Source organism: Brachybacterium sp. 107 (assembly GCF_052379725.1).
Lineage (GTDB): Bacteria > Actinomycetota > Actinomycetes > Actinomycetales > Dermabacteraceae > Brachybacterium.
The window spans coordinates 15,089-41,392 of sequence record NZ_JBQSYW010000006.1 but is presented as its reverse complement, the minus strand read 5'-3'; the positions used below and the strand labels follow the sequence as shown (position 1 = coordinate 41,392).

General features: G+C 69.4%; 23 protein-coding genes and 3 tRNA genes. 5 read left to right on the top strand and 21 right to left on the bottom strand.

What is annotated here, in order from left to right:
* Window positions 1-134: 134 nt before the first annotated feature.
* The 6 genes from ACT3UL_RS08630 to ACT3UL_RS08605 all read right to left on the bottom strand — a co-directional run bounded on the left by ACT3UL_RS08630 (window position 135) and on the right by ACT3UL_RS08605 (window position 8,638).
* Window positions 135-1,472, bottom strand: coding sequence for an ABC transporter permease (locus ACT3UL_RS08630; protein ID WP_444577842.1), 1,338 nt, complete (start codon window positions 1,470-1,472; stop codon window positions 135-137).
* Window positions 1,469-3,013, bottom strand: coding sequence for an ABC transporter permease subunit (locus tag ACT3UL_RS08625; RefSeq protein ID WP_444577841.1), 1,545 nt, complete (start codon window positions 3,011-3,013; stop codon window positions 1,469-1,471). The genes ACT3UL_RS08630 and ACT3UL_RS08625 overlap by 4 nt, the downstream gene beginning before the upstream one ends.
* Window positions 3,010-4,581, bottom strand: coding sequence for an ABC transporter ATP-binding protein (locus ACT3UL_RS08620; RefSeq protein ID WP_444577840.1), 1,572 nt, complete (start codon window positions 4,579-4,581; stop codon window positions 3,010-3,012). Before ACT3UL_RS08620 ends, ACT3UL_RS08625 begins: the two co-directional genes overlap by 4 nt.
* Before the next feature lie 101 nt (window positions 4,582-4,682).
* Window positions 4,683-5,798 carry a BMP family lipoprotein gene (locus ACT3UL_RS08615; protein ID WP_444577839.1) on the bottom strand — a complete coding sequence of 372 codons (1,116 nt, stop codon included), beginning with the start codon at window positions 5,796-5,798 and terminating at the stop codon, window positions 4,683-4,685.
* A 258-nt stretch (window positions 5,799-6,056) separates the two neighbouring features.
* Complete coding sequence (locus ACT3UL_RS08610) at window positions 6,057-7,331, bottom strand: M20 family metallopeptidase (protein WP_444577838.1); 1,275 nt, start codon at window positions 7,329-7,331, stop codon at window positions 6,057-6,059.
* 116 nt (window positions 7,332-7,447) lie between these two features.
* The gene (locus ACT3UL_RS08605; RefSeq protein ID WP_444577837.1) at window positions 7,448-8,638 is read right to left on the bottom strand and encodes a mannose-1-phosphate guanylyltransferase; all 1,191 of its coding nucleotides are present in this window, start codon (window positions 8,636-8,638) and stop codon (window positions 7,448-7,450) included.
* Window positions 8,639-8,916: 278 nt separating this feature from the next.
* On the opposite strand from ACT3UL_RS08605, the gene sdhC reads away from it, so the two are divergent.
* From sdhC to ACT3UL_RS08585, 4 genes are all read left to right on the top strand, one after another.
* Window positions 8,917-9,294, top strand: coding sequence for a succinate dehydrogenase, cytochrome b556 subunit (gene sdhC / locus ACT3UL_RS08600; RefSeq protein WP_444577836.1), 378 nt, complete (start codon window positions 8,917-8,919; stop codon window positions 9,292-9,294).
* A gap of 2 nt (window positions 9,295-9,296) precedes the next feature.
* Window positions 9,297-9,755, top strand: a complete 459-nt coding sequence (gene sdhD / locus ACT3UL_RS08595; protein ID WP_444577835.1) for a succinate dehydrogenase, hydrophobic membrane anchor protein — start codon at window positions 9,297-9,299, stop codon at window positions 9,753-9,755.
* Between the two features lie 81 nt (window positions 9,756-9,836).
* Window positions 9,837-11,612 (top strand): succinate dehydrogenase flavoprotein subunit, encoded by a 1,776-nt coding sequence (sdhA, locus tag ACT3UL_RS08590; RefSeq protein ID WP_444577834.1) that lies wholly within the window; start codon window positions 9,837-9,839, stop codon window positions 11,610-11,612.
* On the top strand, window positions 11,612-12,382 hold the full coding sequence (locus ACT3UL_RS08585) for a succinate dehydrogenase iron-sulfur subunit (protein ID WP_444577833.1): 771 nt from the start codon (window positions 11,612-11,614) through the stop codon (window positions 12,380-12,382). The genes sdhA and ACT3UL_RS08585 overlap by 1 nt, the downstream gene beginning before the upstream one ends.
* A 169-nt stretch (window positions 12,383-12,551) precedes the next feature.
* On the opposite strand, the gene ACT3UL_RS08580 is transcribed toward ACT3UL_RS08585, so the two are convergent.
* The 10 genes from ACT3UL_RS08580 to ACT3UL_RS08535 form a co-directional block, all read right to left on the bottom strand.
* Window positions 12,552-13,373: an exodeoxyribonuclease III gene (locus ACT3UL_RS08580; protein ID WP_444577832.1), complete on the bottom strand. Its 822-nt coding sequence runs from the start codon at window positions 13,371-13,373 to the stop codon at window positions 12,552-12,554.
* Window positions 13,370-14,269, bottom strand: a complete 900-nt coding sequence (locus ACT3UL_RS08575; RefSeq protein ID WP_444577831.1) for a bifunctional methylenetetrahydrofolate dehydrogenase/methenyltetrahydrofolate cyclohydrolase — start codon at window positions 14,267-14,269, stop codon at window positions 13,370-13,372. The genes ACT3UL_RS08580 and ACT3UL_RS08575 overlap by 4 nt, the downstream gene beginning before the upstream one ends.
* A gap of 162 nt (window positions 14,270-14,431) precedes the next feature.
* Window positions 14,432-15,700: a serine hydroxymethyltransferase gene (gene glyA, locus ACT3UL_RS08570; protein WP_444577830.1), complete on the bottom strand. Its 1,269-nt coding sequence runs from the start codon at window positions 15,698-15,700 to the stop codon at window positions 14,432-14,434.
* Window positions 15,701-15,762: 62 nt separating this feature from the next.
* Window positions 15,763-16,890: a UDP-N-acetylmuramate dehydrogenase gene (locus tag ACT3UL_RS08565; protein WP_444577829.1), complete on the bottom strand. Its 1,128-nt coding sequence runs from the start codon at window positions 16,888-16,890 to the stop codon at window positions 15,763-15,765.
* Window positions 16,887-17,363, bottom strand: a complete 477-nt coding sequence (locus tag ACT3UL_RS08560; RefSeq protein WP_444577828.1) for a MaoC/PaaZ C-terminal domain-containing protein — start codon at window positions 17,361-17,363, stop codon at window positions 16,887-16,889. The genes ACT3UL_RS08565 and ACT3UL_RS08560 overlap by 4 nt, the downstream gene beginning before the upstream one ends.
* 169 nt (window positions 17,364-17,532) lie before the next feature.
* A complete protein-coding gene (locus tag ACT3UL_RS08555; RefSeq protein ID WP_444577827.1) occupies window positions 17,533-17,982 on the bottom strand; it encodes an FAS1-like dehydratase domain-containing protein in 450 nt (149 codons plus the stop codon).
* A 192-nt stretch (window positions 17,983-18,174) separates the two neighbouring features.
* The gene (gene rpmG / locus ACT3UL_RS08550) at window positions 18,175-18,345 is read right to left on the bottom strand and encodes a 50S ribosomal protein L33 (RefSeq protein ID WP_029360274.1); all 171 of its coding nucleotides are present in this window, start codon (window positions 18,343-18,345) and stop codon (window positions 18,175-18,177) included.
* Window positions 18,346-18,442: 97 nt separating this feature from the next.
* Window positions 18,443-18,519, bottom strand: a tRNA-Met gene (locus ACT3UL_RS08545).
* 54 nt (window positions 18,520-18,573) lie between these two features.
* Window positions 18,574-18,646, bottom strand: a tRNA-Thr gene (locus tag ACT3UL_RS08540).
* A gap of 110 nt (window positions 18,647-18,756) precedes the next feature.
* Window positions 18,757-18,838, bottom strand: a tRNA-Tyr gene (locus tag ACT3UL_RS08535).
* Window positions 18,839-19,089: 251 nt separating this feature from the next.
* On the opposite strand from ACT3UL_RS08535, the gene ACT3UL_RS08530 reads away from it, so the two are divergent.
* Complete coding sequence (locus ACT3UL_RS08530) at window positions 19,090-19,578, top strand: YajQ family cyclic di-GMP-binding protein (protein ID WP_444577826.1); 489 nt, start codon at window positions 19,090-19,092, stop codon at window positions 19,576-19,578.
* Window positions 19,579-19,788: 210 nt separating this feature from the next.
* On the opposite strand, the gene ACT3UL_RS08525 is transcribed toward ACT3UL_RS08530, so the two are convergent.
* The 5 genes from ACT3UL_RS08525 to ACT3UL_RS08505 all read right to left on the bottom strand — a co-directional run bounded on the left by ACT3UL_RS08525 (window position 19,789) and on the right by ACT3UL_RS08505 (window position 26,285).
* Complete coding sequence (locus ACT3UL_RS08525; RefSeq protein WP_444577825.1) at window positions 19,789-20,061, bottom strand: hypothetical protein; 273 nt, start codon at window positions 20,059-20,061, stop codon at window positions 19,789-19,791.
* Between the two features lie 59 nt (window positions 20,062-20,120).
* Window positions 20,121-20,381 (bottom strand): hypothetical protein, encoded by a 261-nt coding sequence (locus ACT3UL_RS08520; RefSeq protein WP_444577824.1) that lies wholly within the window; start codon window positions 20,379-20,381, stop codon window positions 20,121-20,123.
* Window positions 20,382-20,787: 406 nt separating this feature from the next.
* Window positions 20,788-21,270 carry a hypothetical protein gene (locus tag ACT3UL_RS08515; protein ID WP_444577823.1) on the bottom strand — a complete coding sequence of 161 codons (483 nt, stop codon included), beginning with the start codon at window positions 21,268-21,270 and terminating at the stop codon, window positions 20,788-20,790.
* 123 nt (window positions 21,271-21,393) lie between these two features.
* Window positions 21,394-21,663, bottom strand: coding sequence for a hypothetical protein (locus tag ACT3UL_RS08510; RefSeq protein ID WP_444577822.1), 270 nt, complete (start codon window positions 21,661-21,663; stop codon window positions 21,394-21,396).
* Window positions 21,664-21,821: 158 nt separating this feature from the next.
* Window positions 21,822-26,285 carry an FtsK/SpoIIIE domain-containing protein gene (locus tag ACT3UL_RS08505; RefSeq protein WP_444577821.1) on the bottom strand — a complete coding sequence of 1,488 codons (4,464 nt, stop codon included), beginning with the start codon at window positions 26,283-26,285 and terminating at the stop codon, window positions 21,822-21,824.
* Window positions 26,286-26,304: the final 19 nt, after the last annotated feature.

Sequence of the window (26,304 nt, the reverse complement as noted above, 5' to 3'; positions counted from 1 at the left end):
CCGCTCCGGTGCCCTGAGGGTCACCCTCCGGGTCGGTACCGGTGGTCTGTGAGGTGCTCATACGTCGATGATCCCATTGCTCGTCGAGGTAGTCACTGCGCACTGCTCACTGCGGCGCTCCCGATGCCGGGCGTTCACTGCTTGACGTACGGGACACCGTCGGCCGCCGGGACCCGTACCCGGCCCACGACGCCGGCGACGGCGAACAGGGCCACGACGTACGGCAGCATGAGGAGGAAGTCGCCCGGGATGGAGACGCCCCCTTCCGCGGCGGACATCGTGCCCAGGCGCAGCTGCAGGGAATCCGCGAAGGCGAAGGTGAGCGCGGCCAGCAGAGCGCCCACGGGGTGGTACCGGCCCAGGATCATCGCGGCGAGGGCGATGTAGCCCTTGCCGGCGGACATCTCCTCGCCGAAGGCGACCCCGGTGCCGATGGTGAGCGTGGCCCCGCCGAGCCCGGCGACGGCGGAGCCGAGCATCACGTTGATCCAGCGGGTGCGGTTCACGGGGATGCCGACGGTGTCCGCGGCGCGCGGGTGCTCGCCCACGGCGCGCACCCGCAGCCCCCAGCGCGTGCGGAACAGGGCGACCGTGAGGCCGGCGACGATGATCCACATCAGGTACACGAGGATGTTCTGCTCGAACAGCACGCGGCCGATCACGGGGATGTCCGCGAGGACCGGGATGCGCAGGGTCGGCAGGCGCAGGGGCGAGTTGAACTGCCCCGGGTTCTGCCGCATCACGGTGCCGAAGAAGAACGAGGTGACGCCGATGGCGAGCACGTTCAGCACCACGCCCACGATGATCTGCTGCACCCGGTAGCCGACGGCGAACATGGCCAGCAGGGCGCCCATCACGAGGGCCATGAACGGTGCGGCGACCAGGCCCACCCAGGCGCTCCCGGCGAGGGAGCCCACGAGCGCGGCGCCGAACGCCCCGAACAGCAGCTGCCCCTCGATCGCGATGTTGATGACTCCCGCACGCTCGGAGAGCACCCCGGACAGGGCGCCGAAGGCGAGGGGGACGGCGAGGGCGAGGGTGCCCTGGAGGAGCGTGGCCACGTCCAGGGCCCGCTCGGAGATCACCCAGGTCATGAAGGCCAGGATCCAGCTCACCGCGAAGACGGCGATGAGGCCGAGGCGTGCTGCGGGCCGGGGACGGGCCGCGCGGGCGTGGAGCACCCACAGCGCTGCCGATGCTGCCAGCGCGATCACGGCCAGGGCCACGGCCCCGCCGATCGAGGGCACGGTGATCCGCTCCGGGATCAGACCGAAGGGGTTGAGGTCGCCCTCACGGGCCAGGGCGAAGGACGACTCCGCGCCGGGGACCCCGCGCAGGCCGAAGAACACCAGCGCGATGAGGCCGAGCACCGTCGTGGTGGCCGGGAGGTGCCACCATCTGTCGGGGCGCTCGTCGGTGACCTTCTTCTGGACCTCGGAATCGTCCGGGGCCACGGTGGGTGTGGCGGTCATCGCTGATCTCCCGTCGCGTCGGTGGGATCCTCGACGTCGCCGCCGGAGGGTGCTGTCCGAGGCGGGGAGTCGGAGGAGAGGGCATCGGGAGGTGCGGCGCCGGGAGATGGCGCGCCGGGGTCACGGGGCGGTCCCTCCGGGCGTCCCGGTGAGTCGGGCGAGGTCGCGGTGGAGGCCGTCGACGCGTCGCCGGCCGTCGTCCGTCGGGCGGTGCGCCCCCGGGCTGCGGTGGAGGGGTGGTCGACACGGCGCAGGCCGATGAGGGTGCGCACGAGAGGCGGTGCGGCGATGAACAGCACCACGAGGACCTGGATGACCTGCACGAGGTCCAGCGGGACGCCCTGGCTGCTCTCCATGAAGCGGCCACCGGTGGACAAGCCCGCGAACAGCAGCCCGGCCAGGACCACACCGACCGGACCGGAGCGCCCGAGCAGAGCGACCGTGATGGCGTCGAAGCCGATGCTGCCGGCGACGCCCTCGGTGAGTCGCTTCTCGGTGCCCAGCACGTGCACGGCGCCGGCGAGGCCGACGAGGCCACCGGCCACGGTCAGCACCAGGAAGGCGGTGCGGGACGGGGAGATGCCGGCGACCCGTGACGCGCGAGGGTTCGAGCCGACGGCCCGGAACTGGAAGCCGAGCGTGGAGCGGCTCATCAGCCACCACAGCAGCACGGCGGCGCCGGCGGCGAGGAACAAACCGGCGTGCAGCCGGAAGCCGGAGCCGAGCAGCTGCGGGAGGACGGCGGAGTCGGAGACCGAGGGGGAGGTCGGCTGCGACTGGTTGGCTCCTGTGAAGGCTGCGGTCTTGAGCGCGAAGAACAGCAGATAGGTGGCGATCCAGTTCAGCATGATCGTGCTGATGACCTCGTTGGCGCCGAAGCGCGCCTTGAGGAAGCCGGCGATGCCGCCCCAGAGCGCACCGGCGAGCAGACCACCGACCAGGGCGATCAGCAGGTGCACGACGATCGGCAGGTCCCAGCTGAAGCCGATGTATCCGGCGGCCATCGCGCCCACGATGAGCTGGCCGGTGCCGCCGATGTTGAACAGCCCGGCACGGAAGCTGACCGCCATGCCTGCCGCCGCGATGATCAGCGGGGTGGCGACGGTCAGGGTCTCGGTGAGCGGTCGCAGGCCTGCGGCGAGCGCGGGGAGGAGGACGTAGGTTCCGCTCCCGCCCGCAGCGCGGAGGTCATCGGCGACCCGGGAGTACCCGACGCCGTCGAACACGGCCCCGCGGAACATGGCCCCGTAGGCCTGGGTCACCGACTGCCAGATCGCGGTCACGGCGTCGGACGGACGGTCCAGGAAATACCCGAGCGTCTCCCGCACCTCGACGTCGGCGATGACGATGAGCACCGAGCCGATGAGGAAGGCGAAGACGAAGCTCATGACCACCACGAGCAGGTCGCCGCGGGCGATCTTCTGCAGGGTCCCGCGCAGTCGGTCCTCGGCCTGCTGCTCGGGCGGCGGCGGGGAGTCGTTGCTCCCGGCCCCGACTCCCGGGGCGGAGCCGGTGTTCTCGGGGTCGACGACGGCGGTCATACGATCTCTCCTTCGTCGGCGAGCTGCGAGTCGGTGGTGCGCGCGCCGGCGGCGACGGCCTCACGGGCGGCGTCGACCGTGTAGCCGGCCATCATCAGGCCGAGCACGTCGCGGTCCTCGTCCCCGGGCACGATCCCGAGGATCTGGCCGCGGTACATCACGGCGATGCGGTCCGCGAGCTGGGTGACCTCGTCGAGCTCGGTCGAGACGATGATGACGGGGGTGCCCTTGTCACGCTCGTCGAGGATCCGACGGTGGAGGAACTCGATCGAACCGACGTCGACGCCGCGGGTGGGCTGGGAGGCGATCAGCAGGGTGAGCTCGCGGTGCAGGGCGCGGGCCATCACGACCTTCTGCTGGTTGCCGCCGGACAGCGCGGAGACGGCGGAGTCGGCGGACTGGGTGCGCACGTCGAACTCGGGGATCAGCCGCTCCGCGTTCTCCCGCACGGCCCGCAGAGACATGGCGACGGCGCTGCCGAAGGGCGGGCGGTCGTGCTGGTCCAGCACGAGGTTCTCGGCGACCGAGAAGTCCGGGATCAGGGCATCATGGGTGCGGTCCTCGGGGACGAAGCCGACCCCGGCGTCGAGCACCTGCTTGGTGCTGCGGCCCACGAGCTCACGACCCTCCAGGGTCGCGGAGCCGTGCACGGTGTCCTCGAGGCCCAGGAGTGCCTCGGCGAGCTCCGTCTGCCCATTGCCCTGGACGCCGGCGATGGCGAGCACCTCGCCATGACGGACGTCGAAGGTGACGCCGTCCAGGGTGCGCACGCCGGCGTCGTCCGTCACCCGCAGATCGGTGACCTGCAGGGCGATCTCGCCCGGGGTCGCCTCGATCTTGTCCTGGGCGAGGGAGACCTGGCGGCCGACCATGAGGGAGGCGAGCTCCGCCTGGTCCGCGGAGGGATCCGCCTCGCCGACGACCTTGCCGCGACGGATCACGGTGATGCGGTCGGAGACCGCCTTGACCTCGCGCAGCTTGTGGGTGATGAAGACGATCGAGGTGCCCTCGTCCCGCAGCTGACGCATGATCGCCATCAGCTCGTCGGTCTCCTGCGGGGTCAGCACGGCGGTGGGCTCGTCCAGCACGAGCACCTCGGCCCGACGGCTGAGCGCCTTGATGATCTCGACGCGCTGCTGCGCGCCGACGGGGAGGTTCTCGACGAGGGCGTCGGGGTCGATCTCGAAGCCGAAGCGCGCGGAGATCTCCCGCACGAGCCTGCGGGCCGCACCCAGGTCGAGCAGGCCGCCCTTGGTCGGCTCGTGGCCGAGCACCATGTTCTCGGCCACCGTGAAGACGGGGACCAGCATGAAGTGCTGGTGGACCATGCCGATGCCGGCCGCCATGGCGTCACCGGGATCGGAGAAGGAGACGGGCTTCCCATTGATGACGATCTGGCCGCCGTCGGGTCGGTACAGCCCGTACAGCACGTTCATCAGGGTGGACTTCCCGGCGCCGTTCTCCCCCAGCAGGGAGTGGATCTCCCCGGGTTCGACGACCAGGTCGATCGCGTCATTGGCCACGAAGGACCCGAAGGTCTTCGTGATCCCGCGCAGTTCGAGCTTCACATCTCTCGCTTCCGTCGGCGACGGCCGAGATCATCGGCCGAGCGATCAGGAGGAGGCGGTCCCGGCCCGGGTGGGGCCGGGACCGCCGTGCTCCGGAGGGGTCAGGCAGCCTTGGGCGAGGCGTCGGACTCGACGGTGACCTTGCCGTCGATGATGTCCTGCTTGAGGGTCTCGAGCTCGGTGGAGAGCTCCTCGGGGACGTCGTCCTCGAACTCGTGGAACGGGGCCAGGCCCACGCCGCCGTTCTCGAGGGTGCCCACGTACGAGGTGGCGTCGAACTTGCCGTCGGCGGAGGTGGTGATGACGTCCTCGACGGCGGTGTCCATCTCCTTCATGACGGAGGTGAGGATGACGTCCTGGGCGTCCTCGTCGCTCGAGTTCGTCTCGAAGCCGTCGGAGTCGACCCAGATCACGGTGCGGTCCTCGCCCTCCTTGGCGGAGGCGAGGGTGCCTGCACCGACCGGTCCGGCGACCGGCATGATGATGTCCGCGCCGGCGTTGTAGAACTCGTCGGAGACGGCCTTGCCCTTGGACTGGTCCTCGAAGGTGCCCACGATGGAGCCCTTCTGGGTCTCCTTGTTCCAGCCGAGGACCTCGACGTCGGTGCCCTTGGTCTCGTTGTGGTACGCGACGCCGTCGGCGTAGCCGTCCATGAAGATCGTGACGGTGGGGAGGTCCATGCCGCCGTACGTGGCGACCTTCCCGGTCTCGGTCATGCCCGCGGCGAGGTAGCCGGCCAGGAACGCGGCCTCGGCGGTGTTGAACTCGAGGGGCTTGACGTTGTCGAGCTCGACGGGGTTGCCGTCGGCGTCCTGCGCGGTGGAGTCGACGATCGCGAAGTCGGTGTCCGCGTTGGCCTCGGCGGCGGCGCCGGTGGCGGGGGCCAGCAGGAAGCCGACCGTGACGATCAGGTCGCAGCCCTGCGTGACCATGTTGTTGATGTTCGGGGCGAAGTCGGAGTCGGTGGTGGATTCCGCCTCGGCCTGCTCGATGCCGAGGTTCTCGACCGCGGCCTTGAGACCGTTGTGGCTCGACTCGTTGAAGGACTTGTCGTCCCAGCCGCCCGAGTCCGAGACCATGCAGGCCTTGTAGTCGCTCGAGGCGCCGCCGGCATCGCTGCCGCTGCTGCCGCCGCCCTCCTCAGGTGCTGTGCCGCACGATGCGAGGGTGAGGACGCCGGCCCCGGTGAGGGCGAGCGCACGCGTGATGCTCTTCATGGGGGTTCCTCCGCTGGAGAGTCGGGGCCGATCGGGCCCCGGTAGGTCTCGGGCGACAGCGTTGTCGCGTTCCGCCTCGGACCATAGCCGTGCCGGGAGGCTCCCGGTGGCCGCGCTCGGTGCTGGCCGGGAACCGTTATGAAATCGACGCGGATACGTCGTCGTGCCGCAGGGCCGGAGGCGTCTCGGCGGCTCCGCCGACCGGAAGGTCGGCGGGCGGGAGCGTCACCGGATCAGCTGTGTCGAGGGACCGACGGGTCAGCCGACGGCGAGGTCTCGCTGCACGCAGGCGCTCGCCAGCACCGAGGCGCCGATGCCGATGGCGCGCTCGTCGATCATCAGGTCGCCCATGTGGAGGTCGTAGGTGCGCCCGCCCGGGGTCCTGGTGCCCAAGCGCGCCAGAGCACCGGGGACCTTCTCGAGGTACCAGGCGAAGTCCTCCCCGCCCAGGGACTGTGCGGTGGGGTCGAGGTTCTCGCGGCCCAGCACGCTGGTCACGGCGGCGGTGAGGACGTCAACGCTGGTGGTCGAGTTCGAGACCGGCGGCACTCCACGATCATGGTTCACCCGGGCGTCGACGCCCCAGGGGCGCACGAGGTCGGCGAGAACCGACTCCAGCAGCTCTTCGGCCCTGTCCCAGGCATCGTGGTCCAAGCAGCGCAGGGTCCCCTCGAGGGTGCCGCTGCTGGGGATCGCGTTGAACGCGGATCCCGCGTGGATGCTCCCCCAGGTGAGGTTCACCCCGGAGCGGGGATCCATCCGACGGGTCAGCGCCGCAGGGAGCTGGGTCACGATCGAGCCGAGCGCGTACACGAGGTCCTGGGTCAGATGCGGCCGCGAGGTGTGGCCGCCGGCGCCGCGCACGTGGATCGACACCGGGTCGGTGGCCGAGGTGATCGGTCCGGACTTCAACCCGATATGGCCGACGTCCACACCCGGATCGCAGTGCAGCGCGAGGATCGAGTCCACGCCGTCCACGACGCCCTGACCGATGAGATCCAGCGCCCCGCAGGGATGCATCTCCTCCGAGGGCTGGAACACCAGGCGCACCCCACGCCGCAGCGCACCGGCCTCGGCGACGCGGACGAGGGCGGTCGCCGCACCGAGCACGGCACTCATGTGCACGTCGTGGCCGCAGGCGTGGGAGACGCCCTCGACCGTGGAGCGGTAGGAGACGGTGGACAGCTCGGGGATGCCGAGGGCGTCCATGTCGGCGCGCAGGGCGATCGGTGCGAGATCCGGTTCGCTGCCGGGGATGTCGCAGATCGCTCCGGTGCTCGCGAGCCGCTGCGGGGACAGCCCGAGCGCGGAGAGGCGGTCCACGACGTAGTCGGTGGTGGCGTGCTCCTCGTGGGAGAGCTCGGGATGACGGTGGAGGTGGCGACGCACATCGCGCAGCTCGTCGGCCTTCTCCGTGACCGTGCGCGCGATGAGACCCTCCGGTCCCAGCATCGACCGCTGCTCCGCGGTTCCCAGCAGGACCTGCTGCGACTGCTCCACCTTGTCCACTCCCCGTTCCCACTGGTCGTCCATGCCGTGGCATGTCTTGTCGATGCGTCGACCGGATCGGTGCGTCGGCCCGATCGATGCGTCGTCCGGATCGACGCTCTGGCCGTCGTCGGCCGCCGACGTCCGCTGTCCGACAGTTCTCAGCGCAGGTGACCACGTCCGTGCTCGTCGAGCAGGCCGACGAGCCGGGTGACATCCTGTGCCTGCTCATCGGCGAGGACCAGCAGGGCGTCCTCGGTGTCCACGATGCTGATTCCCTGCAGACCGACCAGGGCGATATGACGATCGGTGGAACCGTACACCGTGGCTGTGGAGGCAATGGCATCGACCGTCGAGGCGCCCAGCACCCGGACAGAAGACTCCTCGCCCTCCGGGCCCCACTCCCGCAGCTGACGGGCGAGCGCCGCGAAGTCGCCGACGTCGTCCCAGCCGAAGGAGGCAGGCACCACGGCTACCCGTCCTGCCGCGGCAAGGGGCTCGGCCAGGGCGTGGTCGATCGCGATCGACGTGAGAGTGGGCCAGATCCGGGCCAGCACCTCGCTGTACGTCGGGGTGCCGGCGGCCGCGGCGATCTCCCTCGCTCCCCGGGCAAGGCCGGGGATCTGCGCGGCGAGCTCGTCCAGCAGCACGCGGGCCCGCACCACGAACATGCCGGCGTTCCAGAAGAAGGTCCCGGCCGCGACGAACTGCTCGGCGGTGACCAGGTCCGGCTTCTCCACGAACCGCGAGACCGGGAGCGCGCCGAGCGCGCGAAGAGCCGTCGGTCCCGCCCCGGACGTTCCCCCGGAGCTCCCGCCCCCGGCCTGCTCTGCTGCTGACTTCTCGACCTCGGCCTGCTCGATATACCCGAAGCCGGTCGCCGGAGAGGTCGGCCGGATCCCGAGGGTGACGAGGAAGCCGTGCTCCGCGGCCCGGCGCGCGGTTGCGACGGTGCGGCCGAACTCCTCCTGATCCGCGATCAGATGGTCCGCGGCGAAGGAGCCGATCACCGCGTCGGGCTCTTCCCGCTCCACGAGCGCTGCCGCGAGCGCGATCGCCGGCATCGAGTTGCGCGGGGCGGGCTCGGCGACGACCCGGGCCCTCGCGCCGGAGCTCGGGGAGTCCATCTCGTCCAGCTGCTCCTGCACCGCGAGGGCGTGGTCGTGCCCGGTGACGATGATCGGTGGGCGGTCCGCCAGCGGTGCCAGTCTCCGCACGGTCTGCTGCAGGAGCGAGGCGCCGCTCCCGGTGAGGTCCAGGAGGAACTTCGGTCGGGCACGGCGTGAGAGCGGCCACAATCGGGTGCCGGCACCGCCGGCCGGGATCACGGGAACGAACGGAGCCTCAGGCATCTGCCCAGCGTATCCGGGCCGGGAAGCAGCCTGTCGCAGGGACTTCCGGACGTGTCGTCGGGCCCCGCAGGGTGCCCCCGACCTGCACGTCACGGTGCTACGCTGACTCTGCCCCTGTCGGGGGCGATGATGATGTCGCCGTGTCGTGAACCAGGTGCCCACGGGGTGCCTCGAGCGCCGCGAAGGCCGTCCGGGCATACTCCGGGGGCCCGCGCGCCCCACCTCTGCGGTGACGCATCCCGTTCCCGGCGTTCACCCGTCGCTTCTGGAGGAACTCCGTGGCATCAGCCCAATCCGGGACGCTCTATCGCGGTCGCGAAGGCATGTGGTCCTGGGTCGCTCACCGCATCTCGGGAATGCTCATCTTCCTGTTCCTGCTCGTGCATGTCCTCGATACCGCATTGGTGCGGGTCTCTCCCGAGGCGTACAACGAGGTGATCGGCCACTACAAGACGATCGTGTTCGGTCTCGGCGAGATCGGTCTCGTCGCCGCGATCGTGTTCCACGCCCTCAACGGCCTGCGCATCATCCTCGTGGACTTCTGGTCCAAGGGCACCACGCATCAGCGGGCCCTGTTCTGGGGTGTCGTGATCGTCTGGGCCGTCCTGATGGTCGGCTTCGTCCCCCGTCAGCTCATGCACATGTTCGGAGCCTGATGATGAGTGCACAGTCCGCAACCTCGATTCCTGATCCCACGACGCGCTACAGCCGCACCGGTCAGCGCGGCATCAACTCGGAGATGCTGTCGTGGCTGTTCATGCGCGTCTCCGGTGTCCTGCTCGTGATCCTCGTCTTCGGCCACCTCTTCGTGAACCTGTGGCTCGGCGAAGGCGTCAAGGGCATCGACTTCGCCTTCGTCGGCGGGAAGTGGTCCAACCCGTTCTGGCAGGTCTGGGACCTCCTGATGCTGTGGCTCGGCCTGTTCCACGGCGGCAACGGCGTGCGCACGATCATCAACGACTACGCGCGCAGCTCCACGCTGCGGCTGACCCTCAAGGGCCTGCTGTACTTCGCGGTCGTCGTGACGGTCATCCTGGGCACCCTGGTGATCTTCACCTTCAACCCGTGCCCCGTCGGCGCCGAGCCCAGCCTGCTGCCCTCCTTCTGCGCAGGCTGACGGCCTCCCCACGGGGGCCGGCAGGTCCGGCTCCCGACACAGTTCTCACCGGTCGACCCCGAAACGGAGCAGTCACCAGACATGCAGACCCATAACTACGACGTGGTCATCGTCGGCGCCGGCGGCGCCGGCATGCGCGCCGCCCTGGAATCCTCCAAGAATTCCCGCACCGCTGTCGTCACCAAGCTCTATCCCACGCGCTCCCACACCGGTGCGGCGCAGGGCGGCATGTGCGCCGCCCTCGCCAACGTCGAGGAGGACAACTGGGAGTGGCACACCTACGACACCGTCAAGGGCGGTGACTACCTCGTCGACCAGGATGCCGCCGAGGTGATGGCCAAGGAGGCCATCGACGCGGTGCTCGACCTGGAGAAGATGGGTCTGCCGTTCAACCGCACCCCCGAGGGGCGCATCGACCAGCGGCGCTTCGGCGGGCACACCCGTGAGCACGGCGAGGCGCCCGTGCGCCGCTCCTGCTACGCCGCGGACCGCACCGGCCACATGATCCTGCAGACCCTCTACCAGAACTGCGTGAAGCAGCAGGTGGAGTTCTTCAACGAGTACTACGTGCTCGACATCCTCATGACGGGCGATCCCCGCACCGACGAGGGCGTGCGCGCCTCCGGCGTGGTCACCTACGAGCTGGCCACCGGCGAGATCCACATCTTCCGGGCGAAGTCCGTCGTGTTCGCCTCCGGCGGCTTCGGCAAGATCTTCAAGACCACGTCGAACGCCCACACCCTCACCGGTGACGGCCCCGCCATGGCGTTCCGTCGTGGCATCCCGCTGGAGGACATGGAGTTCTTCCAGTTCCACCCGACGGGCCTCGCCGGCCTCGGCATCCTCCTGTCGGAGGCGGCCCGCGGCGAGGGCGCGATCCTGCGCAACTCGAACATGGAGCGCTTCATGGAGCGCTACGCCCCGACGCTGAAGGACCTCGCCCCCCGCGACGTGGTCGCCCGCGCCATGGCCAACGAGGTGCGCGAGGGTCGTGGCTGCGGTCCGAAGAAGGACTACGTCTACCTCGATCTCACCCACCTCGAGCCCGCGCACATCGATGCGAAGCTCCCGGACATCACCGAGTTCGCCCGCACCTACCTGGGTGTCGAGCCGTACACGGATCCTGTGCCCGTCTTCCCGACCGCGCACTACGGCATGGGCGGCATCCCCACCAACATCCGCGGCGAGGTCCTGCGCAACGCGACGGACGTGATCCCGGGGCTGTACGCGGCCGGAGAGACCGCCTGCGTCTCGGTGCACGGCGGAAACCGCCTGGGCACCAACTCGCTGCTGGACATCAACGTCTTCGGTCGTCGCGCCGGTATCGCCGCCGCGGAGCACGCCGAGACCGTGGAGCTCGCCGAGCTGCCCGAGAACCTCGAGGCCCCCACGGTGGAGCTGCTCGAACGACTCCGCGATCGTCCGGCCACGGAGGACCGCGTGGCGAACATCCGTCTCGAGCTGCAGGAGGTCATGGACGCCAACGTCCAGGTGTTCCGCACCGACGAGACCTGCCGCGTCGCTCTCGCCAAGATCGTCGAGCTCAAGAAGCGCTACGAGACCGTGGCCATCCAGGACAAGGGCCGTCGCTACAACCTGGACCTGATGGAGGCCGTCGAGCTCGGCTTCCTGCTCGATCTCGCGGAGATCGTGGCCCTCGGTGCGCTGCACCGCAAGGAATCCCGGGGCGGCCACTTCCGAGAGGACTTCGACAAGCGCGACGACGTCAACTTCCTCAAGCACACCATGGCCTACCGCACCCTGGAGGGTGAGCAGGGCGAAGAGGGCACCTCGATCCGTCTGGGCACCAAGCCCGTCGTGATCACCCGCTACGAGCCGAAGGAGCGCACGTTCTGATGACTGCCGTCGCCGAGAAGTCCCAGTCCGACTCCCCGCAGCCCGAGGTCGAGGAGATCCCCTCCTTCGACGTCACGCTGCGCATCAACCGCTTCAACCCCGAGGACGAGAAGGGCTCCTACTGGGAAGACTTCACCGTCACGATGCATGGCACCGATCGTGTGCTCGACGCCATGCACGAGATCAAGTGGCATCTGGATGGGTCCCTGACCTTCCGCCGCTCCTGCGCCCACGGCGTGTGCGGGTCCGACGCGATGCGGATCAACGGTCGTAATCGTCTGGCCTGCAAGACGCTCCTGAAGGACCTCGACGTCAAGAAGCCGATCACCGTCGAGCCCATCAAGGGCCTGCCGGTCGAGAAGGACCTGATCGTCGATATGGAGCCGTTCTTCGACTCCTACCGCGAGGTCATGCCGTTCCTCGTGGCCAAGGGCCAGGAGCCCAGCAAGGAGCGCCTGCAGTCCGCCGAGGAGCGCGAGCGCTTCGACGACACCACCAAGTGCATCCTCTGCGCCGCGTGCACCTCCTCGTGCCCGGTGTTCTGGACCGACGGGCAGTACTTCGGCCCCGCCGCGATCGTCAACGCGCACCGCTTCATCTTCGACTCGCGCGACGACGCCGGTGAGCAGCGTCTGGAGATCCTGAACTCCAAGGAGGGTGTGTGGCGCTGCCGCACGACCTTCAACTGCACCGAGGCATGCCCCCGCGGCATCCAGGTGACCAAGGCGATCGCCGAGGTCAAGCAGGCTGTGATCCGCGGCCGCGTCTGAGCCGCACGCGCGTCTGAGCCGCTTGCACGCCTGAGCCGCCCGGAAGAAATGCGCCCTGAGGGTCGATGTTCCATCGAACATCGACCCTCAGGGCGCATTCTTGGTTCGTCACGCGCGCCGGCGCGGTTGCGGCCGGGCGCTCCCACGGGAACGCCCGACCGCACCGTCCTCAGGCGTAGGTGATCACGAGCGGGGCGTGATCGGACCAGCGGGTGTCGTAGCTCGGCGCGCTGTCCACCTGGGCGGACGTCGCCCGGTCGGCGAGATCCTTCGTCGCGAGCTGATAGTCGATCCTCCAGCCCGCGTCGTTGTCGAAGGCCTTGCCGCGCTGGGACCACCAGGTGTACGGGCCGGGGCCGTCGCCGTGCAGGGTGCGGTGCACGTCCACAAATCCGGCGTCCGACGTGAGACGGTCCAGGTAGGCACGCTCCTCCGGGAGGAACCCGGCGGACTTCAGGTTGCCCTTCCAGTTCTTGATGTCCCATTCGGTGTGGGCGATGTTGATGTCTCCGGTGAGCACCACATGGCGACCCTCGACCCGCAGCTGCTCGAGGCGATCCATCATGCCGTCGAGGAAGGCGTACTTGTCGGTCATGGTCTGCGGCTTCTCGGTGTTGCCGGAGTGCATGTAGCAGGAGATGACCGTGAGGGCGCGGCCATCGCCGAAGGGGTCCTCCAGATCGGTCTCGAGCCAGCGTCCGGTGTGGGCGGGCTCGGTCAGCCCCGGCAGACCCGCACGGGCCGACTCGAGGTCGATGCCGCCCAGCGACGTGCGGGCGGCGATCGCGACGCCTGCTCGGCCCTTCAGCTCCGACGCCGATCCGACGATGCGCCAGTCCTCGCCGACGAGCCCTGCGAGCAGCTCCTCGGGGGCGCGCACCTCCTGCAGGGTGACCACGTCGGCCGCGGTCGAGGCGAGCCACTCGGACATTCCCTTGCGTGCAGCGGCCCGCAGGCCGTTGACGTTGACGGTGGCGATGCTCAGGGTCATGCGGACTCCTCGATCCCGGCGGCGCGTTCGGCCGCCTCGACGACGTTCTTCATCAGCAGCGCGCGGGTCATGGGGCCGACGCCACCCGGGTTGGGGCTGATCCAGGCGGCGACCTCCGCCACGGCGGGATCCACGTCGCCCACGAGCTTCGCCTTCCCGCCCTCGGGATCCTCCTGACGGGAGACGCCGACATCCAGCACGACTGCTCCCGGCTTGACGTCCTCGGGCCGCACCAGATGGGCGGCACCTGCGGCGGCGACGATCACGTCGGCGCGGCGCAGCTGGGCGGGGAGGTCGGTGGTGCCGGTGTGGCAGAGCGTGACGGTCGCGTTGTACTCGCGGCGGGTCAGGAGCGCGCCGATCGACCGGCCGACGGTGATGCCACGGCCGACGACCACCACGTCCTTGCCCACGAGGTCGAGCCCGTGACGCTCCATGAGCTCGATCACGGCGCGCGGCGTGCAGGGCAGGGGCGTCGAGATCTCGGTGTAGGCGTTCAGCACCAGGCGGCCGAGGTTCATGGGGTGCAGTCCGTCGGCGTCCTTGGCGGGATCGATCCGCTCGAGGATCGCATCGGTGTCGATCTGCTTCGGCAGCGGGAGCTGCACGATGTACCCGGTGCAGGTCGGGTCGGCGTTCAGCTCATCGACCACGGCCTCGACATCGGCCTGCGTGGCGTCGGCCGGGAGGTGCTTCTGGATGGAATGGAGCCCGATCTGCTCGCTGTCGCGATGCTTGCCCCGCACATAGGCGGCGCTGCCCGGGTCCTCCCCCACGAGCACCGTGGCCAGGCCGGGGCGCTCGTGCCCGGCGCCGACGAGCCGCGCGACGCGCTCGGCGAGCTCCTCTTTGATCGTCTTCGCTGTGGCCTTGCCGTCGAGGATCTGAGCTGTCATGACGCTCCTTGGGATGTCGGTGCTGTGGTCTGGGTGCGAGGCGGACGGGTGCGGCGGGCGGTCCGGAGCGGACCTGCCCTCCCGGAACACGCGCAGGAGCGCGTGCGACCGCCGCGGAACGACGGGGACCCGGCACGGAGATGCCGGGTCCCACAATGCCGATCAGTACTGCGCGAGATCCGCGTACAGCGGCTTCGCGTCGGCGAGGGCCGCGGTGCGCCGGCGGAGGGACTCGAGATCCTCCCCACCGGTCAGGGCCAGAGCGATCACGTCGGCGACCTCGGTGAACTCCGCAGCCCCGAAGCCACGGGTGGCCAGGGCCGGGGTGCCGATGCGCAGGCCCGAGGTGACGCGCGGCGGCCGCGGGTCGTTGGGGACCGCGTTGCGGTTCACGGTGATGCCGGCCTCGTGGAGGCGGTCCTCGGCCTGCTGGCCATCGAGCTCGCTGTCCACGAGATCCACGAGCACCAGGTGCACGTCGGTGCCGCCGGAGATCACCTTCACGCCGGCAGCCTTCGCATCCTCCTGCTGGAGACGCTCGGCGAGGAGCTTCGCGCCCTCGAGGGTGCGGGCCTGGCGATCCTTGAAGTCCTCGGTGGCGGCGACCTTGAGAGCGACGGCCTTCGCGGCGATGACGTGCATGAGCGGGCCGCCCTGCTGGCCGGGGAACACGGCGGAGTCGATCTTCTTGGCCCACTTCTCGGTGCACAGGATCATGCCGGAGCGCGGGCCGCCGATGGTCTTGTGGATCGTGGTGGAGACGACGTCCGCATACGGAACGGGGCTGGGGTGCAGGCCCGCCGCGACGAGTCCCGCGAAGTGCGCCATGTCGACCCACAGGGCCGCGCCGACCTCGTCGGCGATCTCGCGGAACTTCGGGAAGTCGAGCTGCCGGGTGTAGGCGGACCAGCCGGCGACGATGACCTTGGGCTGCTCGGCCACGGCCAGCTCGCGCACCTTGTCCATGTCGATCAGGCCCGTCTCGGGCTCGGTCTCGTAGGCGACGATGTCGTAGAGACGGCCGGAGAAATTGATCTTCATGCCGTGGGTGAGGTGGCCGCCGTGGGCGAGGGACAAGCCCATGAGCTTGTCGCCGGGGCGGGCGAGGGCGTGCATCACGGCGGCGTTCGCGGACGCACCGGAGTGCGGCTGCACGTTCGCGTGCTCGGCCCCGAACAGCTCCTTCGCCCGGTCGATCGCGATCTGCTCCGCGACGTCGACCTCTTCGCAGCCGCCGTAGTAGCGACGACCCGGATATCCCTCGGCGTACTTGTTGGTCAGGACGGAGCCCTGAGCCTGGAGCACGGCGCGCGGCACGAAGTTCTCGCTGGCGATCATCTCGAGGGTGCGCTGCTGGCGGGCGAGCTCACGGTCGAGGACTGCGGCGATATCGGGATCGAGATCGGCGATGGACTGATCGAGGACGTTCACGGGGCCTCCTGCGGTGACGGTCGGGGCGGCGACGGGCGCCGTGACTCCATCCTAGGCCGCGCTCAGAGATCGATGCCGAGGCGGACAGGTTCCGGGACCAGTTGGATGCCGAAGGCCTCCTGGACCCGTCCCTGCACGTCGCGCGCGAGGTCCACCAGGTCGTCGCTCGTGGCGCCGCCGCGGTTCGTCAGGGCCAGGGAGTGCTTGGACGAGACCGCCGCGTGCTCACCCACGGAGTGGCCGCGCTCCACGCCGGCGTGGCTGATCAACCAGGCCGCGCTGGTCTTGACCCTGCCGTCCCCGGCGTCGAACTGCGGAGCACCCTCGGGAAGCTCCGCCGCACGGGACGCCTCGAGGATCGGATTCGTGAAGAACGAGCCGGCGCTCCAGGTGTCGTGGTCAGTGGGATCAAGCACCATGCCCTTCGACGCACGCACGGCGAGCACGGCCTCCCGCACCTCCTGCATCGGTGCCCGCTCCCCCGCCTGGACACCGAGGGTCTCGGCGAGCTGCCCGTAGCGGATCGGGGCGGAGAGGCTGCCGATGGTGTGCTGGAAGGTGACGGAGAGCACCACGTAGCGCCCGGTCGGCGACGGCACGGGCCCGTCATACCGGGTGCGCTTGAAGACGCTGTCGCGATACGCGAAGTCGCAGTCCGCGGCGAAGAAGGTGCGCACCGCGTTCTGCTCACGGTCCCAGGTGCGCACGCGGGAGATCGTCGAGGCGACCTCCTGCCCGTAGGCGCCGACGTTCTGGATCGGAGTGGCGCCCACGGTCCCGGGGATCCCGGAGAGTGCTTCGATGCCCACCATCTCCCGGGCGATCGCATAGCGCACCGCCCGATCCCAGTTGACGCCCGCGAAGTACTCGACGATCGCTCCCCCGCAGGTGGGGTCCAGCGGCGTCAGCTCCGCCGGATCGACGGGGATGCCGTCCGGCTCACCGGAGGCGCCGACCTCGCAGGTCGCGTCGAGCAGGGGCGGCTCCTGCGGATCTCGCAGCAGCACGACGGTCCCGGGGAAGGGCTCGTCCGACGCGACCAGGTTCGAGCCGCCACCGAGGACCAGCAGCGGCTCGCCGGCCGCGTCCGCGGTGCGGACCGCCTCGATGACCTCGTCCGCCGTGGTGGCCTCGACCAGGTTCGAGATCTCGCCGCCGATGTGCAGCGTGGTGAGGTCGGAGAGCCTCATGCCGTGGCGCCCTGATCAGTCGTGGCGGCCGAGGCCGGCAGCGCGACCGTGGCGCGGGCGCGACCGAGCACCTTGGTGCCGTCGACCTCTGCGGCGATGTCCACCCGCGCGGTCCCGGCGCCCTCGTCGATCGCTCCGACCACGGCGACGACCTCGAGGGTCACCGATCCGGTGGCCGGCACCGGGACCGGGTTGGTGAAGCGCACCGTGTAGGCCTGGACGACGGTGGGGTCGCCCAGGGCATCCAGCAGCCCGGTAACCGCGACGCCCATCGTCAGCATGCCGTGGGCGATCACGCCGGGCAGCCCGGCGTCGGTGGCGACGGCATCGTTGTAGTGGATCGGGTTGAAGTCTCCCGAGGCTCCGGCATAGCGCACGAGCGTGTCACGGGTGATCTCATGCTGCGTGCGGGCGATCTCCTGGCCGACACTCAGGTCGGGGAGGTCGAACGGGGTGGCGGGTGCTGCGGTCATGTCTGCTCCTGGGATCTCTGCGCGGGCCGGGACGAAGCGGCCGCTGGAGGCGGGTCTGGTCTGTCCTCGATGCCGAATGGTCGCTGTCGGATCGTTGCTGTCGGATCGTTGCGCCCGGGTCATAGCGCCTGGGACATCGAGGATGCGGGACGATTCAGTCTCCGCGGGCTCAGTCTCCGCGGACGACGATCATGCTGCGCACAGCGGCGACCTCGGCGCCGGAGTCGTCGACGAGGTCCACGCGGGTCGCGATCATCGAGTGGCCGCCGGCGGCGCGCACGGACTCGACGGTGAGCGTGGGGACCAGCGAATCGCCGGCGACGACCGGCCGATGCAGGGTGAAGGACTCCTCACCATGGACGACCCGGGTGAAGTCGATGCCCGATGCAGGGTCCTCGATGTACTGGGCCTCCGTGGCCTGGGCGAGCGAGACCAGGAAGGTGGGCGGGGCGACCACGTCGGCGTGACCAGCCGCACGCGCGGCCTCCGGATCGGTGTGCAGGGGCGAGCTCGCCCCGGTCGCCCGGGCGAACTCGGAGATCTTCGCGGCCGAGACGGTGTGGGTGGGTCCAGCCGGGTACGTGCGACCCGCGAAGGCAGGGTCTGGGGTGGTCGTCATGTCATCTCCCGAGGGGACACGGCCAGTGGGGCCGACGGTTGCTGTTCGACCGATGATCTCAGGAACGTCCGACCGCCGCAGCACGGCTCTCGGAGGGGCCGGCCGCTGATGCTCGGCTCACCGGTTCTGGATGCACGAAAGGCCACCCGGGACATGCCCGTGTGGCCTTTGGTGAAAGTGTGCTCGACCTGGTCAGCGGGTCTCGCGGTGCGCCGTCTGCTTGCCGCAGGTCGGGCAGAACTTCGAGAGCTCGAGCCGATCGGGGGTGTTGCGACGGTTCTTCTTGGTGATGTAGTTGCGCGCCTTGCAATCAACACATGCCATGGTGATCTTGGGACGCACGTCAGAGCTCTTGCTCGCCACGGTTCGCCTCTTTCGTCCGGGTGGCGCGCCCGACGGCGCGCCTCGTGGGTCCCCGTACTCGGGGGATGTGGATCGTGCACTCCGGCGGTAGCCGGCGTGGTACCGAGGGCGGGGATCGAACCCGCGACCTCACGATTATGAGTCGTGCGCTCTAACCGTCTGAGCTACCCCGGCATGACCGATGAAACGGCCCGATCTCGAATGAGACCGGGCCGCCGCATCCATCAGAGCCCTGAAAGGGAATCGAACCCTTGACCTTCTCCTTACCATGGAGACGCTCTGCCGACTGAGCTATCAGGGCAACCCGGTGAACCTTACCCTCGTCCTTGCCGCGAGGCAATTCGAGGTCGGTCCCCGTGCTTCGGATCACAAGGATCTTCCGCTGCATCCGATCACGTGGATCTTCCGCGGTGGCAGGTGAGGGATTCGAACCCACGAAGGCGATGCCAGCTGATTTACAGTCAGCTCCCTTTGGCCACTCGGGTAACCTGCCAGACGTTCACCTCCGATGCCTGCCCGATCAGATCGGGTGGCCGCCGGAAGCGGACGTCAAACAGCATACCGGCGCTCCGCCGACGGCGCTAACCCAGAGGCCGTCTGCGGCGCATGAAGAAGGTCACAAGGGCTCCTGACCAGGCCTGACCTCTCCACCAGGCAGGCTCGTCAGGAGGCCCCCGGACCACTTCCGGCCGGACAGACACCACAGGGCCGCCACAGGGCGGCCGCAGGAGGGAAGGACGCACCGTGGCAGATTCATCGTTCGACATCGTCAGCAAGCTCGACCGCCAGGAGGTCGACAACGCCGTCAACCAGGCCATCAAGGAGGTGGGGCAGCGCTACGACTTCCGCAACACCGGTGCGTCGATCACCCTCAGCGGCGACGAGATCGTGATGACGGCCAATGCGGAGGAGCGGGTGCTCGCCATCCTCGACGTCCTGCAGTCCAAGCTGATCCGCCGCAACCTTTCGCTGAAGTCCCTCGACGTCGGCGAGCCCAAGCAGTCCGGCAAGGAGATCCGCCTGGCCGCCAGCCTCAAGGAAGGCATCAGCACCGAGGATGCCAAGAAGATCTCCAAGCTGATCCGCGATGAAGGGCCCAAGGGAGTCAAGGCGAGGATCGAGGGCGACGAGCTGCGAGTGTCCTCCAAGAGCCGCGACGACCTCCAGGACGTGATCACGCTCCTCAAGGGCAAGGATCTCGATGTCGCGCTCCAGTTCGTGAACTACCGGTGATTCCACTCGGGCTCTGACGACTCGGCGCCGAGCAAGACAGAAGGTCCCGTCCCCCTGGTGGGGACGGGACCTTCTGCCTGACTGGTCGCCTGTCTGCCTGTCTGCCCGCGTGAGCTCCTGGCTGCGCAACCATCCGGAGACGCGGACTTCCGGAGGCACGGCCCCTCCGGAGGCGCCGTGCGCGAACCTCAAGGAGCCGCGGTCAGTGTGTCACTGCATGTCCGACGTGGTGTCCTGCTGATCCGCATGCGTGGTCAGGCCTTCCGAACGGCGCTGGAACCCCTCGACCAGTGCGTTCACCGCACCGGAGACGAACCCGTTCCAATCCTCCCGGAAGGACTCGTAGTCGGGACCGATCCAGTCGACCGAGGTCACCGTCGCGGTCACCGCGTCGACCTGATCGAGGATCTGGCGACCCGCCTCGTTCACGGCGGTCGCCACATCGCGCCCTTCGTCCGGATTCATGCCCTTGAAAGTCATCATCTACCCCTTGCTGGAACGTCTGGAAACTGCACCGAAGAAATCAGGGATTCCCTGAGGGATCAGGCGGAGGCCTGCCGTTGGGCAACTGCATTGCGCACGGCGCGCTCTGCCAGGTCGACGGTCTTCGTGACCGCTTGCTGAACCTGCGTACCGAGGTCGCCATCGAACTCGGCCACGTACCGGTCGCGGTCCTCGCCCGTCCAGTCGAGCTCCGCGACGCGTGCCTGGATCTGGGTGTAGATCTGCTGAATCTGATCACCGGCTTCGGTGATCTGGCTGCCCATCTGCTCGACGGACTCCGGGGTCATGCCCTTCTTCATGGTGTCCTCCATGTGGTCGTTACCAAGGTCCCCACCCGAGCGGCGCTCCGTGCTGACCCACGGTCGGCGACCGCCTGCTCAACCCCGGCTCTCCAGGTGATGGCGCAACCCTAGGCCGGGTGCTCGGGTCGAGACCATGGGGGCATGCACCCACCGTCCTCCACATCGCGAGAACGCCCCGATTTCCCAGGCCAGGAGCACTATCCACCCATCCCGCCCATTGTGGACAACGTCGCTCCCCGCGCTCGGGTACGACCCCAGCTCCCAGCTCCCAGCTCCCAGCTCCCAGCTCCCAGCTCCCAGCTCCCAGCTCCCAGCTCCCAGCTCCCAGCTCCCAGACGTAGAGAACCCCGGTACCGCGTCAGCAGTACCGGGGTTGTGCAGGGAGTCCGGAGCCGGAGGCTCCTCAGCTCAGATCGAGGACCACCGAGCCCTGGATGGAGCGCACGATCTCGATCTCGTCGTCGGCCAGCTCGGCGCCGCAGCTGCCCACGAGCTCCACCACGTCCTTGGCCACCCCACCACGGTCGACGACCGCGTAGCGGGCCGCCTGCACCACCGTCGGCCGATCCTCCTGGGTGTACCCGTACTCGCTGGCGATCCAGGTGATGCCGTCGACCTCGACCTCGCCCGTGCCGATCTCCTCGAGCCCAGGGAGCGCGGCCTTGCGCTGCTCGAGGCCGGTTCTGGCCTCTTCCAGGGTGAACTCAGGACCGAACCGCTGCACCGTGACGACGACGTTCGCGCGGAATTGGCCGTCCACCCTCGGCTGGGCCACGGCGAGCTGGACTCCGGGCACCGTCAGCGTCTCCCAGCCGTCGGGGACCTCGACCGTGATCCGTGGCGGACCAGGGAAATCTGCGCTCGGGTACGAAATGCTCCTGGGCATTCACAACTCCATTCTTCCCGTCGGCAACGGCGCCAAACATACCAGCAAGCCCGATGCAGGATCTCGAGCAGAACGACTGCCCGGAGGGGCGCTCCGGCACGAGGTCGGGACTGTCGAGAGCGATCAGGTCGAGGAGGCCCCGTCCTGCTCGGCGGCGTTGCGATCGGCAGTATCGCCCAGCTCGTGGACCGAGTTCATGATCCGCTGCAGCGCCGGGACCATGTCGCTCGCCCACTGGCCCCGGAAGCGATCGGCGTCCGGTCCGGTCCAGTCCACGCCCTCGAGGCCGGTGGTGAGCTCCTGTTCGATCTGGCCGATCTCCTCGGCCGCTTCGCGCAGCTGGCCGGACATCCGGCGGACCTCTTCGACGTTCATACCCTTCGTGGCATTCACGATGTGGTGTCCCCTTCCTGGTGACTCGCGCTCGCGCCGGGCGCCGGCCCGTCGATGGTCGAGAGGCACACTCTAGAGCGACGTGGCCGACTGGACGATGGGGACGTGTCCCCTTGGGGATAACTCCGTCCGCCGTGCGTCGCCCCCGAGCGGACAGCTCAGCCAGTCACCTGCGCGACCTGCAGCTTCATCGCTCGACCGCCGTGGATCAGGAATCCTCGCCCAGCGGGGAGGTCCGCCCGACGGATCCTCCCCAGTCCTGTGCCGAGCAGGGATTCGCCGTCCATCTCCCCCGGCTGGAGCAGCAGTCCTCGCCGCCCGGCCTTGAAAGGCTGAGCCAGCACGTACGCCTGCGACCACGATGCCGACTCGTTCTCGCCGACGACGAACTGGCCCTCCCGGATACAGGCACGGACGAGCTTGTCGAGGTCCGCCTCGAGACCGGTCCCGGTGAAATCGGCGACGCCGTCCACGAACAGCGCGAGCCGTCCCTCCCCCACGGCGCCGGATTCGACGGTCCGGTGCAGCTGCGCCGCGAGCTCCCGGACCGTGTCCGGGTCCGAGCCCTCCACGTCCCAGATCGGCAGCCCGGTCAGCGGTGTGCGGCGGGCGGAGAAACGCACCAGGCGCATCGGGTCCTCCAGCGCCTGGAGCCCCCTGGCGATCGTCAGCATCGCGGTGGTGCGGCCGGAACCCGTCGGGCCGGAGACCATGAAGGATCCCCGGGGCTCGAGGGCGATCTCCGAGAGCGTCTCGTCGGCCAGCCCGAGCACCGGCCGTCCCGCGACCACCGGTCGCAGGTCCGACAGCTCCACCCGCTCGGGCAGCCGTCCGATGGAGGGTGCCTCAGGGACTCCGGCCCGACGCATGGCCTCCGCCAGCTTGGCCACCTCCCGCGACTGGATGGCGACGTTGGAGTCGCCGCCGTGGACGGCGACCTGGACCTCATGCCCATCCAGGATCCCTCGGCCGGCCGGCGAGCTGCCGTCCAGGACGTCCCTGGCCTCGCCGAAGCCTGCGTAGTCATCGGGGCTGGACATGCGGTGGATGAGTCGACGCTGGATCGAGGAGCCGAGCGAGGTCGGGATCGCGGTGGGACGGTCCCCGGTGACGACGACGTGCACGCCCACCTGGCGTCCGTCGGTGGCGATCTGCACGAAGGCGGTGAACCACTTCGACAGGTTCGAGTAGTCGTACGCCTCGCGGAATGCCGCCATCCCGTCCACCAGGAGCAGGATGCGCGGGGTACCGGGCTCGTCGGCGAGCTCCCGGTACTGGGTCACCGATCCCGCCCTGATCCGGGCGAACTCCTTGGCACGGCGGTCGATGAGCTCGCGCACGGTGCGCAGCAGCCTGATCACGCGCTCCTCGTCATCCCCGGGGACGATGGATCCCACGTGCGGGAGCTCCTCGAGCATCGTCAGTCCGGAGGCGCCGAAGTCGAGGCCGTAGACGTGGACGGGTCCGCCGCGCACGGTCGAGGCGGCGGAGATCGCGATGGTGCGCAGCGTCGTGGACTTGCCGGACCCGCCAGTCCCGTAGATGGCCATGTTGCCGTCCCTGTCCGGGTAGTACGCCACCGTCGGCTGCGCCTGGTCCTCGGGCTTGTCCAGGACGCCAAGGAGCAGCTCCTCGTCGGTCCGCCGGGACGGCAAGCGGGACAGGTCGTAGGCGTCGGCGAGCTCGGAGAGCCACGGCTTGCGCGGAGCCGGCACACCAGCCTGCGTCGAGGCGGCCCGGACGGTGGCGACCACTCGCGAGATGTCGTGGGGCCCGGGGTCCGCGATCTCCGTGGTGGGCGGGGTCGGGATGTCCCACTGCTCGCCGGTGCCGAAGTCCTTCTCGACGATGTCGATGCGCGCATGGTCGGGCTCGTCCGTCGTCCAGCCGCCCGCATAGCCGGTCTGGAAGGTCGCGACCCGGCCGGGGCCGGTCTTCGCCGCCGCTCGGCCCGGGATTCCCGGGTCGAAGTGCGCCGCCATCGGGTCCCCGAGGATGTCCTGGGAATCGGCCTCGTCCGCCATCCGCAGAGCGATGCGGAGGTTGGTGTTCGCGCGCAGGTTGTCCTTGATGACTCCGGCGGGGCGCTGCGTCGCGAGGATCAGGTGCAGGCCCAGTGAACGACCCCGGGCGGCGATGTCCACGACGCCGTCCACGAATTCCGGGATCTCCTGGGCCAGGGCCGCGAACTCGTCCACGATGATGATCAGGCTCGGCGGGGTCTCGGGGTCGCCGGTGCGTTCCAGGGACACCAGATCCTTGGCCTTCTTACGGTTCAGCAGATGCTCGCGGTGGTGGAGCTCAGCGCGCAGAGAGGTGAGCGCTCGGCGCACCAGGTGCTGGGAGAGGTCGGTGACCAGGCCGACCGCATGGGGCAGCTCGATGGCATCGGCGAACGCCGCACCGCCCTTGTAGTCCACGAACAGGAACGTCACCCGGTCAGGGCTGTGGGCGGTGGCCATGCCCATCACCCAGGCCTGGAGGAACTCGGACTTGCCGGCGCCGGTGGTGCCGCCCACCAGGGCATGGGGACCATCTGAGCGCAGGTCCAGGTGGAATGCCTCCTGCCCGTTGTGTCCGATCAGTCCGCGCAGATCCGCATCCTGCGTGCGGCGCTGGGGCGCGGAGCCGTCACGGGTGGTCAGCGAGCCGTTCTCCTTCCACCGTTCGATGATGATGTGGGGCTCCTCCGCGAGCTCCATGCCGCCGAGCGCGAGGTAGGAGATCGCCCGGGGAAGATCGGAGTCGTCGTCGATCGGGACCCCGGCGTCGACGACCGGGGAGAGATGGCGCGCCACCCCGGCGGCCACCTCCACGGACACGGTCTCGACCGCCACCGGAGAGAACCGCTCCCCCACCCGCACATGGCCGGCGTTCGCCCCGTCCGCCGCCTCCTCGTCCGAGACGTAGGTGCGGCAGGCGGCCGGGAGGGCCGCGATGTTCGAGGCGCTCCAGATCACGTGCACGCCGGCGTCGGGGCCGCGCTCGGCGATGCGCACCAGTCGGGCTCGGTCCACCGGGGCATCGTCCTCGATGATCACCACCAGGATCGGGGTGATCGGCTCCGGAGGGGTCTCGGGCGATTCCGTGATGTCGACGGTCGCCGGGGTGCGCAGCGCCGGAGCCGCACCGCTCGTGCGCTGTTCGATGAGCTCCTCGATCCGCGCCAGCAGCGCTGTTCCGCGTCCCGGCGTATCGGCGAGGTGGTCACCGGGCAGCGGGGAGTGCGGGCTCGAGGTGTGCGGGAGCCACTTCAGCCATTCCCACCTGTCGCGGCTGGACCGCGACGTGATCGCGGCGATCGCCATCTCGGCCGGGGAGTGCAGGGCGAAGAGCTGGGTGACGATGCCGCGGGCGACGCCGTCGGCCTCTTCTCCGCCGCCGGCGATGCCGATGTTCCCGGCGTGGCGGAGCTGCACGACGATCGGCACCCCGGCGATCAGCCGGTACTCCTCGTGCATGTCGTCGAGCATGTCGTAGTACTGCGGGATCGCGTCGTTCTCCCCCGGCATCTCGATCCCGACCCGGGACTCCGCGATCCCCAGTCCGAGGCGCAGCGTCGCGAAGGCGCTGTGCTCGGGACGGTGGGTCCACAGCAGCCGCCCAAGACGGAAGGCGGCGTCGACGGTGTCCGCCGCCGAGGGGGCTTCGACGAGGCGCACGGCGCGTTCCAGCTCCTGGGCGGCGCTCACCCGGCGTTTGAGGGATGCCAGGGCGTCCTCGAAGTTCGCGATCTGCCGCTCGAGCTGCTTCGTGCCCTGGAGCTTCCGGTTGAGGTATCCGGCGGTCGCCATCATCGGCATCATGGCCACGAACATGAGCGAGTACGGGCTGTGCGTCATGGCGAACATGAGCCCGCCCAGGAGCAGCGGGGCGAACATCATGAACACGGGGAAGAACGGCGGCGTCGGCTCCTTGGGCGGGGTCGGTGCCTTGAGGGGACGGTACGGGAACCGGGGCACGACGCGCGGGGACCGGTTGAACTCGACCACCGGGGAACTGGGGGCGGTCCCTCCGAGCCGGTGCAGGGCGGTCACGGAGAACGTGGTCTGACCGATCAGGACGGTGTCCGCCGGACCGATCACCGCTCGGTGCACCTGCTCCCCGCCGAGGACGACCCCGTTGGCCGACTGCAGGTCGACAATCTCGATGGACGCGCCGACGTTGATCCGAGCATGGCGCGTCGAGAGCATCGGGTCGGCGATGCGGATGTCGAGATCACCTTCGCGGCCGACGATGCTCGACCCGCTGGGCAGCGGATGCTCGCGGCCGGCTTCCGGCCCCGAGAGGATCCGCATCAGAGCCACAGCGGCACCGCGTGATTCGGAACGGGTCCGATAGGTGGTCGAGGACCGTGCGATCGAGACGACGCTGCCGGAGCGCAGCCCGGCCTGGATCAGATCGATCTCCCGATCCAGGCTCCGCACACCATCCGCCCCTGTCCCGGCGCCCGGGTCCTGCACCTGGAGGGTCAACAGCTCTGGGGGCTCGGAGACATAGCGCAACGGGTCCGCGAGGTACAGCGCGTCGGCCACATCGGCCACCGTCGCGGTGGCATCAGCAGTGACCTCGAGGTCTGTCATCCGGTCCTCGGGTCTGCGCAGCGTGAGCTTGATACGCATCGGTCATCCTCCCCCTGGC